The organism is Clostridium niameyense (genome assembly GCF_001243045.1).
Lineage (GTDB): Bacteria > Bacillota > Clostridia > Clostridiales > Clostridiaceae > Clostridium_F > Clostridium_F niameyense.
Genome location: NZ_LN849006.1, coordinates 1 through 14,475 on the forward strand (window position 1 = coordinate 1; position 14,475 = coordinate 14,475).

Here is a 14,475-nt window from a genome sequence, read left to right on the forward strand (position 1 = left end):
AGCCAGGATCAAACTCTCAATTTAAAAGTTTAATCTTCTCAAAATCATTGACAAGGTTTTATACCTTGTTACTGGCTGTGTTACAAGAAAAATTTCTTGTTATTCTCTGTTTAATTTTCAAAGACCATATCGCTTCAAGCGACTTTCTTATAGTAACATAAGTGTTTTTCTTTGTCAACACTTTTTTCAAATTCTTTTTAGTTAGTAATACTTTCAATATTTAATAACTAAAAAGACTTGTTTCGCTTGGTCATCACCAAACGACATGTGTTATTTTATCATACTACTAAATTAATGCTTGTTCATATATGTTCATTTTTTTTAAATATCTTATAAATTTCTTTCAATAACTTAAAAATAATTCAAATTTCTTATATAGACACACTTGGTTCAGTTAACATTATTCTATTTGGTATTTAACATAATACACTACATATTATGTTAAATAAATTATTTTTTATTAGTATATAATCCTTCATCTATAGCAACAAAAGATTATATACTAATAAATAAAATAGCCTTATAACTGTTTTACAATTTCTTTAAATTTATTTCCTCTTACTGCAAAATTAGAAAACATATCAAAGCTAGCACAAGCTGGTGATAATGTTACTATATCACCTTCTTGAGCTTCCTTTTTAGCAACTAACACAGCTTCTTCTAAACTATCTACTATAATTATAGGAATATTTATTTTTCTTTCATCTAATACCTTATCAAATGCAAGTTTAATTTTATCTTTAGTTTTTCCCATTAATATAAGTATTTTTATCTTGTTATATCCTTCCTCTGCTAAAGGTTCAAAAGGAATCTTTTTATCATACCCTCCTGCAATTAATATAACTGGTTTTTCAAAAGCCTTAAGTCCTGCTAAAGTTCTGCTTGGACTAGATGCTATAGAATCATTATAATATTTTACTCCATTAATTTCTCTAACTAATTCGCACCTATGCTCTACCCCTGCAAAATTAGTAGCTATATATCTCATACTATCTATTGATGCATATTTATAAACCATACAAAATGCTGCTAGTAAATTAGCTATATTATGCATACCTTTTAATTTTACTTCGTTTTTATTACAAACAGCCTTTCCAAATATAGTTAGATTATCGTCTTTTATACATGCCCCGTTTTTTATCTCCTCTTTTATACTAAACTTAATGACTGTTCCCTTTGCTTCATTAGATAATTCATTAGTTAGTTTATTATCTTTATTTAATACTAATAAATCTTTGTCTTTTTGATTTATAAATATATTTTTCTTAGCATTTATATATTCATTAAAATCCTTATGAACATCTAAATGATTAGGACTCAAATTGTTTACAAGTGCAACCTCTGCTGAAGTATCCATAGTCATAAGTTGAAAACTTGAAAGTTCTAATACTACCATGTCATTCTTAGTCATTTTTTCTATCTGTGCAAATAAAGGAGTTCCTATATTTCCTCCTACCCATGTTTTATATCCTTCTTTTTTCAATATTTCATAAACTAATGTTGTAGTTGTAGTCTTTCCATCGCTACCTGTAATTCCAAAAATCTTTGATGGACAATATTTTACGAACTCCTCCATTTCAGATGTTATATATGCTCCTTCTTCCTTTGCCTTAATAAGTTCTGGTATATCTATTCTCATAGAAGGAGTTTTGAATATAACATCATATCCCTTAAGACTGTTTAAATAATCTTCTCCTAAAACTAAGTCTACACCTAACTCATTTAGTTCATTATAAATATTACCTAATTTATTTTTATCCTTTTTATCAAAACCTGTAACCTTTGCTCCCAACTTAACTAAGAAATGTATTAAAGGTGTATTGCTCACCCCTATCCCTACTACAGCAACCTTTTTATTTTTAATAAATTCTTTAAATTCTTTAAATTCCTTATTCATTTATAAACCTCCAACACAAAGTTTTTTAACTTCTTTAAATATTATAACACTTTAATTATAACACCTAATCCAATATAAATTTTATTAATATACGCAAAAAAAATATCATAATATGTTGAAAAATATCATTAATAGTGATATAATCTTTTTTGTGCCGTAAGAATCTAATATAATTCCCCAAGTTTTATTTAAACATATAACATATCCCCATGATTAAACCCTATTTCATTCTATCAGGTGAACGGAATCACCTGATTTTTTTATTTCAAAAAATAAAAAGAAAAAACACTATAAGTTAATTAATAACTATAGTGTTTTTTCTTTTAAAGCCATACTTTAATTAAAAATTTAATTTATCCGCTATAAAGCTATCTAGTTCATCTATTTTTATTCTGATTTGTTGCATTGTATCTCTATCTCTTATAGTAACAGTATTATCTTCTAATGTATCAAAATCTACAGTTATACAATAAGGTGTTCCTATTTCATCTTCTCTTCTATATCTTTTTCCTATACTTCCTGCTTCATCATAGTCTACATTGAAATTTTTGCTTAACATACTGTATACTTCTAAAGCTTTATCTGATAATTTTTTACTAAGTGGTAATATAGCTGCCTTAAATGGAGCTAATGCTGGATGTAAATGTAATACTGTTCTTTTATCTCCATTTTCTAACTCTTCTTCATCATAAGCATCTGATAAGAAGGCTAAAACAACTCTATCTGCACCTAATGACGGTTCTATACAATATGGTATATATCTCTCATTAGTTATAGGATCTAAATAATTCAATTCTTCTCCTGAATGATTTGAATGTTGCTTTAAATCAAAATCTGTTCTATCTGCAACACCCCATAATTCACCCCAACCAAATGGGAATAAGAATTCTATATCTGAAGTAGCATTACTATAGTGTGATAATTCCTCTTGACTATGATCTCTAAATCTTATGCTATCTTTATTTATTCCTAAGTTTAATAAGAAATTCCAACAATATTCCTTCCAATAATTAAACCATTCTATATCTGTTCCTGGCTTACAGAAAAATTCTAATTCCATTTGTTCAAATTCTCTTGTTCTAAAAGTAAAATTACCTGGTGTTATTTCATTTCTAAAAGACTTTCCTATTTGGGCTATACCAAAAGGTAATTTTTTTCTACTTGTTCTTTGAACATTTTTAAAGTTTACAAATATACCTTGAGCAGTTTCTGGCCTTAAATATATTTCTGACTTTGCATCTTCTGTTACCCCTTGGAAAGTTTTAAACATAAGATTGAATTGTCTTATATCTGTAAAATTTTTAGCTCCACATTTTGGGCATTCTATTTCATTATCTATTATATATTCTTTTAATTTTTCATTAGACCATCCGTCTGCACTAGCTTTTTCTACACCTTGTTCTGTCATATGTTCTTCAACTAATTTATCTGCTCTAAATCTTGATTTACATTCCTTACAATCCATAAGTGGATCAGAAAATCCTCCTACATGTCCTGAAGCTACCCAAACTTGATTGTTCATAAGTATAGCTGCATCTAATCCTACGTTATACGGACTTTCTTGGACAAACTTTTTCCACCAAGCTTTCTTTACATTATTTTTTAATTCTACACCTAAAGGACCATAGTCCCATGAATTCGCAAGTCCACCATAAATATCTGAACCTGGAAATACAAAACCTCTATTTTTACATAACGAAACTACTTTATCCATTGTTTTTTCAAAACTCATATTTGTTCCTCCCTTAAGTTATTATTTTATAAAAATTCATATAAAAAAGCTATAGCATCAAAGGGACGAAAAAATCGCGGTTCCACCCTTTTTGGCTATAGCCCTACTTTCTTAAAAAATACTCTAAAGCGCCCTTCATAATAATCATTGACTATTTACACCAAACATAGCCTCTCTTTAAAATAATTATTATTACTCCTCTTTATCATCGTATTATCAATATTTAATTATTACTCATAATTTTACCAAATAAATTTATTTTGTCAATAAATTATTTTGTTTGTTGTGGTTTCATAGTTGGGAATAGTATTACATCTCTTATAGAATATGCATCTGTTAAAAACATTACTAATCTATCAATACCTATTCCAAGACCGCCTGTTGGAGGCATTCCTATTTCTAGAGAATTTATGAAATCATCATCCATCATGTATGCTTCATCATCACCTAATTCTCTTTCTCTTAATTGTTGTACAAATCTTTCTTTTTGAACTATAGGATCATTTAATTCGGAATACGCATTACATATTTCTCTTCCATAAATAAATCCTTCAAATCTTTCTGTGAATTCTTCATTTCCTCTTTTCTTCTTTGTCAAAGGTGATATTTCAACAGGATAATCATATATAAATGTAGGTTGAATCATCTTTTCTTCACAGAAATCTTCAAATAATTGATTTAATATATCTCCCTTTGTACAATCTTTTAATTCTTTCTTTAATTCTAAATTCTTTTCTTTTGCTATTTCCCTAGCTTCTTCATCTGTTTTAATTTCGTTAAAATCAACATTTGCATATTGCTTAACAGCATCTACCATAGTTATTCTGTTCCATGGTGGTGTAAAGTCTATTTCTGTTCCTTGATATACAACCTTTGTTGTACCTAGAACCTTTTCGCATATATAAGCTACCATATTTTCTGTAATACTCATCATATCATTATAATCAGCATAAGCTTCATATAATTCTATCATTGTAAACTCTGGATTATGTCTTATATCTATTCCTTCATTTCTAAAGTTTTTACCTATTTCATATACTTTTTCGAATCCACCAACTATTAATCTCTTTAAGTAAAGTTCCGTAGCTATTCTTAAATACATATCTATATTTAAAGCATTATGATGGGTTATAAATGGTCTAGCAGCTGCACCACCTGCTATTGGTGATAAAACTGGTGTTTCAACTTCTAAAAAGCCTCTATTATCTAAGTACTCTCTCATAGCCTTTATAATAGCTGTTCTTTTCATAAATGTATCTCTAACATCTTGATTTATTATTAAATCTACATATCTTTGTCTGTATCTTAAATCTGGGTCTTTTAAACCATGCCATTTTTCAGGTAATGGTCTTAAAGATTTGCATGTTAATTCAAAGTCTGTTATATGAAGAGTTATTTCACCAGTTCTTGTTTTAAAAGGTGTACCTGTTACACTTATAACATCCCCTATATCAAATGACTTAAATTCCTTAAGTTTTTCTTCTCCTACATCATTTATTTTTATGTATAATTGAATTTTTCCATATCTATCAAATACATCAGAAAATCCTGCTTTTCCATGAACTCTCTTAGACATAAGTCTACCTGCTACAGTGACACTTTTTCCTTCTAATTCTTCGAAATTAGCTTTTACTTGTTCTGAAGTGTGTGTTCTCTCTACTGTGTAAACGTCAAATGGGTCTTTTCCATTGCTTTGAAGGTCTTTTAGTTTTTGAAATCTTTCTTTCATTAATTCATTAGCATTTTCCTCAAAGTCGTTCATTATATTATCATCTTTTGACATTATTAAATCCCTCCAATATTATTAAGCTCTTCTAACAGCTAGTATTTTGTATTTATTCACTCCATCTGGAACAGGTATTTCTACCTCATCTCCAACTTTTTTACCTATAAGGCCGTTGCCTACAGGGGATTCATTCGAAATTTTATTATTTATAGGATCGGCTTCAGCAGAACCTACAATTGTATATTCATCTTCTTCATCAAATTCATAATCTTTAACCTTAACTACACATCCTACACTTACTATATCTTTTGGTATTTCATTTTCATCAACTACTGTAGCATTTTTTAGCATGTTTTCTAATTGAAGTATTCTTCCTTCTACAAAAGCTTGTTCATTCTTAGCTTCATCATACTCTGAGTTTTCACTTAAATCACCAAATGAAAGAGCTACTTTTATTTTTTCAGTTATTTCTTTTCTTTTTACAGTCTTTAAAAATTCTAATTCTTCTTCTAATTTTTTTACCCCTTCATATGTCATAACATATTTTTTTGATTCACTCATGTCTTTCTCCCCTTCATTTTATTGGTTTTATATACTATATTCTTAACATTATAACATAAAATAAATATTTAAGTAATCATAAATCAGTTCTATTTTATGTCAACATTTTACTATTATAACCTAAAAAAATATTTCTTTATCGTGAAAATTTATTTTTTCTAAAACAATACCATTATACTTAAGAGATTTTTCTATATCCTTCTCACCCATCTGGCAAAGAATTGATCCTAAGAATTCTGGAGTAATTTCTAAGTTCTTTATATTCCATGGATTAGAATATAAAACATTATTAATTTCTATATTACTTTTCCCCATAGGGGAACACATATTATCCATATACCATATTGGTTTTTCAATCATTACATCTATCTTTCTTGAACTTATTATAAAATCTGAAGTCTTAATGGCATTAAATAATTCATTAGTTACTATAGGAGTTATACCGTAATTAGATATTATATAGTCACTTATACTTACAATCCTATTTAAATTATTTGATACTAAAATTATATGCTTTGCTTTAGTTGCTAAATAACATATGGTGTAAAATGTTATAGTATCTGAGGCATCATAAACTATAATACAGCTGTTTTTTATACTTTTTTTATTTAATCTTAATACTAACTGTATACTTTTTGTCACACTATAACCTAATAGTCTTTTTTGAAAATCATTATACATATTATAATCTAATATTCTAAAAGTACTAGGTGATAATATAACCTCTTTTTTTCTTAGTAGCTTAAGTCCATGTTTTATATTGTTATAATAAGCATCTTTGTGAAAATTAGGAGGAATTCTTATATTTGATATATTTACTTCTAAATCTTTTATATAATTTTTACCTTCAAAAATAATCTTCCACCTATCTAAAATGTTAGATAAATAATTATTTTTATAATAAGGCTTATTTATATTAGATTTTAAACTTAATATAGGTAACATATAATCAACTTTATAGCATTAATATCATTATATAATTATGCTAATATGTATTTTTAATTCCTTCTAAAAAGTTTCTATAGTCTTCTAATATTTTTAAAACCTTAAAGCTTTCTTTTTCTGTATTAATTTGGTTCTTTATTTCTGCACAATTTTTTAATCCTTTTATATAAAGAGCTGTATGTTTTCTCATTTCCCTAACTGCTTTAGGCTCTCCTAAATAATCAAGTGCCCTTTTATAATGATCAATGCAAGTATCTATTCTATCTGCTTCTGTAGGATAAACTACTTCCCTTCCATTTATTTTGTCATTAATCTGACTAAAAATCCACGGATTTCCCTGAGCACCTCTTCCTATCATTACAGCATCACATTTAGTTTCATTTACTAACTTTAATGCATCTTCTACAGAAAACACATCTCCATTTCCTATAACGGGTATATTAACGGCTTCTTTTATTTCCCTTATAATGTCCCAATCTGCAACTCCATTATACATTTGATCTCTGGTTCTTCCATGAATAGTTATAGCATCTACCCCTGCGCTTTCTAACACTTTAGCAAATTCCACTGCATTTATATTGTTTTTGTCAAAACCTTTTCTAAATTTAACTGTTATAGGTTTTTTAGAAATCTTTTTCATTTCCTTTACAATTTCAAAAGCCAATTTAGGATTTTTCATTAAAGCCGAACCATCACCATTTTTAACTATTTTAGGCGCTGGACATCCCATATTTACATCTATAATATATATATCTTTATTATCATTAAAATATTGTACTGCCTTTGCCATAATATCTGGTTCATGTCCAAATAACTGTAATGCCACTGGGGTTTCTTTTTTTGATATTTTACAGAGTTTTTTAGTGTTTTCACTCTTATAATATAAAGCCTTTGCACTAACCATTTCTGTATAAACTAATTCACAACCTTTTTCTTTACAAATTTCTCTAAAGGCTATATCAGTGAAACCTGCCATAGGTGCTAAAAATACATTGTTGTGCAAAATTAAGTTGTTTATCCTCATATTATCACCTTATTTATTTTTTTCATAAATTATTCTAAGTCCTTCTAATGTTAATATATGATTTATCTCATCAATACTATTTGACTCTTCATTTATTAATTTCGCTAAACCACCCGTAGCAACTACTAACGGTTCTTCTTCTCCTAAATCTATCATTTCTTGTTTCATCTTAGAAACTATGTAATCTACTTGACCTGCATATCCATATATTATACCTGCCTGCATACTAGATACAGTATTTTTACATATAACTCCAGGAGTTTTTACAAGTTCAACTCTTGGTAATTTAGCTGCTCTTTCAAATAAAGCATCTGAAGATATTTTTATTCCTGGGCATATAGTTCCTCCTAAATAATTTGCAGACTTAGTTATAGCACAAAATGTAGTAGCTGTACCAAAATCAATAACTATTAAAGATCTTTTATATATTTCATGTGCTGCTACTGCATTAACTATTCTATCTGCTCCTACTTCTTTAGGATTATCATATTTTATATTAATACCAGTCTTTACTCCTGGACCTACTATTATAGGTTTTTTATTTAAATATTTCGAAAGCATATGTTCAAGCGAATACATAATATTAGGTACTACAGAAGATATGATAACACCTTCTATATCGGAAAAAGACAAATTATTATGGAAAAAGAGTTCTAACACTTGTATTCCATACTCATCTGCTGTTCTTTTACTATCTGTAGCTAATCTCCAATTAGCTATGAGCTTATTATTTTTATATATTCCTAAAACTATATTAGTATTTCCTACATCTAAAACTAAAATCACTAAAAGCACCACCCTTAAATACGGAAAAATGTGAATATAATTAAAGGACAGCCTAACTTCTGCTGTCCTTTATTGTATGTTCTAGTTAATTTGACAACTTTATTTTATCAGCTATATGCAATTTGTCAAGTTAGTTATGTTCCTAAGCTAAAATAAACCCACTATGGTTCCGTCCTCCAATATATCCATGTTATTTGCTGCAGGTCGTTTTGGAAGTCCTGGCATAGTCATAACGTCACCCGTTAATACAACTATGAAACCAGCTCCATTAGATATCCTAACCTCCCTAACATTTAAATCAAAGTTAGTTGGTTTTGCTAATAACTTAGGATCATCTGATAAAGAATACTGAGTTTTAGCTACACAAATAGGTTTTTTATGTAATCCTAATGCTTCAATCTCCTTTATTTGTTTTTCTGCATTTTTAGAATATTTAACATCTATAGCTCCATATATTTCTTTTGCTATAGTCTGAATCTTATCTTTTATGGACAATTTTATATCATACAAAGGAGTAAAATTAGCCTTTTCTTCTTCCAAGACTTTTGATACTTTTTCCGCTAACTCTATACCTCCATCTCCTCCTTTTTCCCATACCTCTGTTAATGCAACATCTATACCATACTTACTACAATAATCTTTTATAAATTCAACCTCTTCATTACTATCTGAAATAAATTTATTTATTGCTACTACTATAGGTATATTATATTTTTTAACATTTTCTATATGTTTACCTAGGTTTTCTATACCTTTAGCTAAAGCCTTTACATTAGGTTCATTTAATTTATCCTTAATTACACCGCCATGATGTTTTAATGCTCTTATAGTAGCAACTACAACAACACAATCTGGAGATAAATTACCTTTTGTACACTTAATATCAAAGAACTTTTCTGCTCCTAAATCTGCACCAAATCCTGCTTCTGTTATAGCATAATCCCCTAATTTTAAAGCCATTTTAGTAGCTAAAATGCTGTTACACCCATGAGCTATATTAGCAAATGGACCACCATGTATTATGGCTGGTGTATTCTCTAATGTTTGAACTAAATTAGGTTTTATAGCTTCTCTCATAAGCATAGCCATAGCTCCATTTACTTCTAACTGCTTACAATAAATCGGATTACCCTCAAAATCATAAGCTACTAATATATTACCCATTCTTTCTTTTAAATCCATAAGATTATTTGATAGACATAATATAGCCATAATTTCTGAGGCTACTGTAATCATAAAATTATCTTCCCTTAAAAAACCATTTACTTTTCCACCTAATCCTACTACTACTTGTCTTAATGCCCTATCATTCATATCCATAACTCTTTTAAATAATATTCTTCGTGAATCTATTTTTAATTTATTTCCTTGATGGATATGATTATCAATAGCTGCTGCTAGCAAATTATTTGCTGAAGTTATTGCATGCATATCTCCTGTAAAGTGTAAATTTATATCCTCCATAGGTACTACCTGAGAATATCCACCTCCTGCAGCTCCTCCTTTAATGCCAAATACTGGTCCTAATGAAGGTTCTCTAAGAGCAATTATAGCTTTTTTTCCAATCTTCCAAAATGCCTGTCCTAAACCTACAGTTACCGTGGATTTACCTTCCCCTGCTGGTGTAGGATTTATAGATGTAACCAATATTAATTTACCATTATTCTTATCTTTGTTTTTTCCTAATACATCTAATGATATTTTACATTTATATTTTCCATATAAATCTATATCTTCTTCTGTCAAACCTACTTCTTGAGCTATTTTCATTATGTTTTTCATTTGAGCTTTTTGAGCAATTTCAATATCAGATTTCACCATTAAACACACCTTTCAAAACCCCATAAATAGTTTATACGTATTATTCTCCCTAAATTTATATTAATTATATCATCATACAACTTATAAGGGCAAATGATTCCTCATTTGCCCTTTACACTTAATTATTATTAAATATTTCTTCAAATTCGTTAGCTTCTAACTTTTCTTTTTCTAATAAAGCTCCTGCTACTGCATGAAGTTTATTAATATTTTCACTTAATAATGTTTTTGCTTTATTATAAGCATTATCTATTATCTTTTTAATTTCTTCGTCTATTTTAAATGCTACATCCTCACTATAATTTCTATTTTTACCAAGGTCTCTACCTAAAAATACTTCATCATGTCCAGAGCCAAATGCAATAGGTCCTAAAGTAGAACTCATTCCATAATCCATGACCATTTTTCTTGCTATTGTACTAGCTCTATCTATATCATTTTTAGCACCAGTGCTTATATCTCCTATTATCAATTGCTCTGCTACCCTACCACCTAATAATCCTACTATTTCTTCTTGTAGTTTTGACTTTGACATATATGAACTATCTTTTTCTGGAAGATGCATAGTGTATCCACCAGCCATTCCTCTAGGTACTATACTTATTTGATGAACTGGGTCTGCATGGGGTAAAAGTTTCATAACTACTGCGTGACCTGCCTCATGGTAAGCAGTTAATTTTCTATCTTCTTCATCTATTATTCTACTCTTTTTTTCAGGTCCTGCTATGACTCTTGTTACCGCTTCTTCTAATTCATCCATAGTTATTAAATCTTTTCTTCTTCTTACTGCAAGTAATGCAGATTCGTTCATTAAGTTTTCTAAATCTGCTCCTGTAAAGCCCGGTGTTCTTTTTGCAAGAACATCTAATTTTATCTCATCCGCTAACTTTTTATTTCTGGAATGTACTTTTAATATTTCTTCTCTTCCTTTTACATCTGGTGCAGCTACAACTATCTGTCTATCAAATCTACCTGGTCTTAATAAGGCTGGATCTAAAATATCCGGTCTATTTGTTGCAGCCACCATTATGATTCCTTCATTTGCTCCAAAGCCATCCATTTCAACTAACAATTGATTTAGAGTTTGTTCTCTCTCATCATGGCCTCCACCAAGTCCTGCTCCTCTTTGTCTACCTACAGCATCAATTTCATCTATGAAAACTATGCAAGGTGCATTTTTCTTGGCCTGTTCAAATAAGTCCCTAACTCTTGAAGCTCCTACACCTACAAACATCTCTACAAAATCTGAACCTGAAATACTGAAAAATGGAACTCCTGCTTCTCCTGCTACAGCTTTTGCTAAAAGGGTTTTACCAGTTCCTGGAGGACCCACAAGTAACACTCCCTTTGGTATTCTAGCTCCCATATCTATATATCTTTTCGGAGCCTTTAGAAAATCAACTATTTCTTCTAATTCTTGTTTTTCTTCTTCTGCTCCAGCTACATCATTAAAGTTTACTTTCTTCTTATCCGGAGTAGCCATCTTGGCTTTACTCTTTCCAAAATTCATTACATTCCTATTTCCACCGCCGCCTTGAGCCTGTTGCATAAAGACAAACCAAAAACCAAGTAACATAAGTACAATTAATACCATTGGTAAATACTGAACCCATACTGGTACTGAAGTTGGTTTAGTATATACTTCTTTAACGTCTCCATTTTTAGGATGTTGATTTATAAATTGAAATAATCTTTCTGAAGGCACTACTGTTTCATATTGAGTTCCGTCTTTTAGTGTACCTACTACAGTCATTTTATCTTCTTTAACTTGAAAACTCTTTACATTGTTTTCTACCCAATACTTTTGAAATTCGCTAAAGTTAACTACTCTAGAAGTATCACTATTTTTTGCAAGCATTAAAGCTGAAAATATTACTAACAAAAGTACAACAATCCACGCCGCTGTGCTTGACATCTTTTTCATATAAGCCAACCTCTCTTTCTAGTTTTATACTGTAAAATTGTATCATATCCAAAATATGTTTACAATAAATTGACTATTAATTATTTATAAATTTCTTCTTTTAATATACCCACATAAGGTAAATTTCTATACTTCTCTGCATAATCAAGACCATATCCCACAAGAAAATAATCAGGGACATCTAAACCTAAGTATTTTACATCCAAACTTACCTTTCTTCTTTCAGGTTTATTTAATAAACAAGCTATGTTAATACTTGAAGGATTTCTTCCACTTAAATATTTTAATAGATAATTTAGAGTAATACCTGAATCTATTATGTCCTCTACTATAAGAACATCTTTTCTCTCTATTTCAAAATCTAAATCTTTAAGTATTCTTACTACTCCAGAAGATGTAGTAGAATTTCCATAACTTGAGACATCCATAAAATCCATCACGCATGGAATTTCTATTTTCTTTAATAAATCTGCCATAAAAGGTACTGATCCCTTTAAAATACCTACTAATATTAAATCTTTACCAGCATAATCTTTATTTATTCTTGTTGCAATTTCCTCCACCTTTTCTTTTATAAGTTCTTCATTTATAAGTATTTTCTCTATATCATTATTTATCTTCTTCATTTCTATCCCCATCCTTAATAATAATTTGTAAAATATTTTTTGTATTTTTATCTATTTTAAATTTATTACTTATTCTATATCCAACAATCCAAGCTATTTCCTCCCCGAAACATATAAGATGTATTGCATCTCTTTCTTCTCTAGGTACTTTTAAATCCATAAAAATATCCTTTATTTTCTTACTTCCATTCATCCCCAATGGTGTAAACCTATCTCCGGATTGTCTATTTCTTATATATATTTTTTTATTGCATATTTTATCCCAATCAAAAAACTGAATATATTTATTACTTTTATTAATATAAGTAGGCTTTTCTTTTAAAATGTTAATTTGAATTTCTAAATTATTTATACTATTATTTCCTAAGGATAATAAATGTTTTTTTTCATTCTTTAATATTGTAGATTTATTATATTTACCTATATATATATTACCATAAATATTTTCAACTTTTATATTATTTGGTAAAAGTATTTTTTTTCCTGTAGAATTATTTTGCAGGTTAATAACTTCATAAATATGCTTATTCTGAAAATTATTTAAATTGCCACATATATTGGATAAAGCCTTTCTTATAACCCTAGTTATAATAGCATCTTCCTTATAAAAAGCTTCCTTAGATATTATAACCTTTTTGCCTTTATTACTACAATACCTTTCATATTCTTGTAATGTTACTTTTTCTAAATAATTATTATCTTTTGACAAAATATTAGACAGTCTAACTAAAGTATTTATTATATCTTCATTAAAATTATTTTTTATAAAAGGAATTAATTCTAATCTTATTTTGTTTCTAGTATATATGTTTTCTAAATTAGTTTTATCTATTCTAGGATTTAAGTTATTATTTAAACAATAATTTTCTATATCTTCTCTCATAACTTTTATTAAAGGTCTTATATATATGTTATCCCTAACGGGTTTTATTCCTACTAAACCTTCAAGTCCCGTACCTCGCATAATTCTCATTAACATAGTTTCTGCTTGATCATTAGCATTATGAGCTATAGCTATTTTTTCTGCATTTAAGTTTTTCTTTAATTCATAGAAAAAATCATACCTAGCTTTTCGGCCTGCACTTTCAGTAGATATCCCTTGATCTTTTGCTAGTTTAATTACATCTACTTTTCTTCCAAAGAAAGATAGCTTATGTGCTTTACAGTAATTTTCTACATACTTCTCATCATTATCTGCATCTACTCCCCTTATACAATGGTTTAAATGAGCCACATATAATTCTTTTATAGATAATTCATTTTTTAAAGAATTTAAAATATCTAATAGACATATAGAATCTGGCCCACCAGATACTGCGACTACTATCTTATCATTTTCTTCAATCATTTTATATTGTTTTATGGTGTCTATAACTATATCTTTCATAAAAACACATCCTAAAATCTTTATATTAATTTATTATATCATAAAA

The 14,475-nt window shown here is 28.6% G+C and carries 11 protein-coding genes and 1 other annotated feature; all 11 genes read right to left on the reverse strand.

Annotated features, from left to right (window positions below; translation table 11 throughout):
- Nucleotides 1–520 precede the first annotated feature (520 nt).
- The 11 genes from murD to tilS all read right to left on the reverse strand — a co-directional run bounded on the left by murD (nucleotide 521) and on the right by tilS (nucleotide 14,429).
- Nucleotides 521–1,897 (reverse strand): UDP-N-acetylmuramoyl-L-alanine--D-glutamate ligase, encoded by a 1,377-nt coding sequence (gene murD / locus BN1711_RS00240; RefSeq protein ID WP_050606217.1) that lies wholly within the window; start codon nucleotides 1,895–1,897, stop codon nucleotides 521–523.
- A gap of 340 nt (nucleotides 1,898–2,237) precedes the next feature.
- The gene (locus BN1711_RS00245; RefSeq protein ID WP_050606218.1) at nucleotides 2,238–3,629 is read right to left on the reverse strand and encodes a glycine--tRNA ligase; all 1,392 of its coding nucleotides are present in this window, start codon (nucleotides 3,627–3,629) and stop codon (nucleotides 2,238–2,240) included.
- Between the two features lie 58 nt (nucleotides 3,630–3,687).
- Nucleotides 3,688–3,847, reverse strand: a binding site (T-box leader).
- Nucleotides 3,848–3,900: 53 nt separating this feature from the next.
- On the reverse strand, nucleotides 3,901–5,412 hold the full coding sequence (gene lysS / locus BN1711_RS00250) for a lysine--tRNA ligase (RefSeq protein ID WP_050606219.1): 1,512 nt from the start codon (nucleotides 5,410–5,412) through the stop codon (nucleotides 3,901–3,903).
- Between the two features lie 21 nt (nucleotides 5,413–5,433).
- The gene (greA, locus tag BN1711_RS00255; RefSeq protein WP_050606220.1) at nucleotides 5,434–5,916 is read right to left on the reverse strand and encodes a transcription elongation factor GreA; all 483 of its coding nucleotides are present in this window, start codon (nucleotides 5,914–5,916) and stop codon (nucleotides 5,434–5,436) included.
- A gap of 120 nt (nucleotides 5,917–6,036) precedes the next feature.
- A complete protein-coding gene (locus BN1711_RS00260) occupies nucleotides 6,037–6,861 on the reverse strand; it encodes a hypothetical protein (protein WP_050606221.1) in 825 nt (274 codons plus the stop codon).
- A 40-nt stretch (nucleotides 6,862–6,901) separates the two neighbouring features.
- Entirely contained in the window at nucleotides 6,902–7,885 is a 984-nt protein-coding gene (gene dusB / locus BN1711_RS00265) for a tRNA dihydrouridine synthase DusB (RefSeq protein ID WP_050606222.1), read from the reverse strand.
- 9 nt (nucleotides 7,886–7,894) lie between these two features.
- Entirely contained in the window at nucleotides 7,895–8,671 is a 777-nt protein-coding gene (locus tag BN1711_RS00270; protein WP_050606223.1) for a type III pantothenate kinase, read from the reverse strand.
- 147 nt (nucleotides 8,672–8,818) lie between these two features.
- Nucleotides 8,819–10,489 carry a formate--tetrahydrofolate ligase gene (locus tag BN1711_RS00275; RefSeq protein WP_050606344.1) on the reverse strand — a complete coding sequence of 557 codons (1,671 nt, stop codon included), beginning with the start codon at nucleotides 10,487–10,489 and terminating at the stop codon, nucleotides 8,819–8,821.
- A 121-nt stretch (nucleotides 10,490–10,610) separates the two neighbouring features.
- Nucleotides 10,611–12,416 (reverse strand): ATP-dependent zinc metalloprotease FtsH, encoded by a 1,806-nt coding sequence (gene ftsH / locus BN1711_RS00280; protein ID WP_050606224.1) that lies wholly within the window; start codon nucleotides 12,414–12,416, stop codon nucleotides 10,611–10,613.
- A gap of 80 nt (nucleotides 12,417–12,496) precedes the next feature.
- Nucleotides 12,497–13,042 (reverse strand): hypoxanthine phosphoribosyltransferase, encoded by a 546-nt coding sequence (gene hpt, locus BN1711_RS00285; RefSeq protein WP_050606225.1) that lies wholly within the window; start codon nucleotides 13,040–13,042, stop codon nucleotides 12,497–12,499.
- Nucleotides 13,026–14,429, reverse strand: coding sequence for a tRNA lysidine(34) synthetase TilS (gene tilS / locus BN1711_RS00290; RefSeq protein ID WP_050606226.1), 1,404 nt, complete (start codon nucleotides 14,427–14,429; stop codon nucleotides 13,026–13,028). Before tilS ends, hpt begins: the two co-directional genes overlap by 17 nt.
- Nucleotides 14,430–14,475: the final 46 nt, after the last annotated feature.